The sequence below is a fragment of the Luteibacter sp. P4_E6 genome, from assembly GCF_056401535.1.
This window is the reverse complement of the sequence record NZ_JBFUJE010000720.1, coordinates 1-1,625: the sequence shown is the minus strand read 5'-3', so window position 1 is coordinate 1,625 and position 1,625 is coordinate 1. Positions and strand designations below refer to the sequence as shown.

The 1,625-nt window shown below is 65.5% G+C and carries 2 protein-coding genes; both read left to right on the top strand.

The window, feature by feature from the left end:
- Positions 1-299: riboflavin kinase (locus AC1DT2_RS22775; protein WP_477298937.1), on the top strand; the 299-nt coding region annotated here is incomplete at its 5' end.
- A gap of 5 nt (positions 300-304) precedes the next feature.
- Positions 305-1,625: class I tRNA ligase family protein (locus tag AC1DT2_RS22770; protein WP_477298935.1), on the top strand; the 1,321-nt coding region annotated here is incomplete at its 3' end.

Here is a 1,625-nt window from a genome sequence, read left to right as displayed (position 1 = left end):
GTATTTTCGCCGTGCGCATCGGTATCGGTGACGGACCCTGCAGTTGGCCCGGCGTGGCAAGCCTCGGCTTCCGGCCGACGGTGAACGAGGTGCGCGAGCCCCTGCTCGAGGCGCACCTGTTCGATTTCTCCGGTGACCTCTACGGCCAGCGCATCGGCGTGGAGTTCGTGCGGAAACTGCGTGACGAAGAAAAATTCGACGGCCTCGACGCCCTGACTGCACAGATGCATCAGGACGAGATCGCCGCCCGGCAAGCCCTTGGCATGAACCCCATGCTTGCCTCAGAAAACCACGGTTGACAGCGATGACCCAGGATTACAAGAACACGATCAACCTGCCGCAGACGGCCTTCCCGATGCGCGGCGACCTGCCCAAGCGCGAGCCGGGCTGGCTGGCCAACTGGGAGCGCGTGAACCGCTACGCGCAGATCCAGGAAAAGGCTGCCGACCGCGACAAGGTGTTCGTGCTGCACGATGGCCCGCCCTATGCGAACGGTGCGATTCACCTTGGGCACGCGGTGAACAAGGTGCTCAAGGACGTCGTCGTCAAGTCGAAGCTGATGGCGGGCTACCGCGCGCCCTATGTGCCCGGCTGGGACTGCCACGGCCTGCCCATCGAAATCGCCATCGAGAAGAAGTTCGGCAAGGCGGGCGACAAGCTCGACGCCGCCGCCTTCCGCCAGAAGTGCCGCGAATACGCCATGGCGCAGATCGATCTGCAGCGCGTGGACTTCAAGCGCCTCGGTGTCCTGGGCGACTGGGAAAAGCCGTATCGCACGCTGGATTTCACCTACGAAGCCGACATGATCCGCGCCCTCGCGCGCATCGTGGAGAACGGCCACGTCGTGCGCGGGGCGAAGCCGGTCTATTGGTGCTTCGACTGCGGTTCGGCACTGGCCGAGGCGGAAATCGAATACGCCGACAAGACCTCGCCGGCCGTGGATGTCGCCTACGACGCCGTGGACCCCGTGTCCTTCGGCGCGCTGTTCGGCATCGCCGCCGATGACGCCATGATCGCCGTGCCGATCTGGACGACGACGCCGTGGACGCTGCCGGCCAGCCAGGCCGTGTCGCTCGGTGGCGAGATCGAATACTCGCTGGTCGAAGGTCCTTCGCGTAACGGCAAGCCGCTGCTGCTCGTCATCGCCTCGGCGCTGGCGGAGAAAGCGCTGGCGCGCTACGGCGTGGATACCGTGAACGTGCTCGGTCGCGTGCAGGGTGCGGTGCTGGAGAACCAGCCGCTGCGTCACCCGTTCTACGACAAGCACGTGCCGGTCATCCTCGGCGAGCATGTGTCCGACGAAGACGGTACCGGCGCGGTGCACACCTCGCCCGACCACGGTGCGGAAGACTTCGTGGTCAGCCAGCACTACGGCATCGGTACGCTCAACTACGTGGACGGCCGTGGCGTGTATCGCAGCGACCTTCCGCTCGCGGGCGACGTGTCGTTCGCCGGCATGCATATCTGGAAGGCCAACGACGCGATCGTCGACCTGCTGCGCGCTCGCGGCGTACTGCTCGCCTTCGCCAAGCTTACGCACAGCTACCCGCATTGCTGGCGCCACAAGACGCCGGTGATCTTCCGTGCCACGCCGCAGTGGTTCATCGGCATGGAGCAGGCCGGCC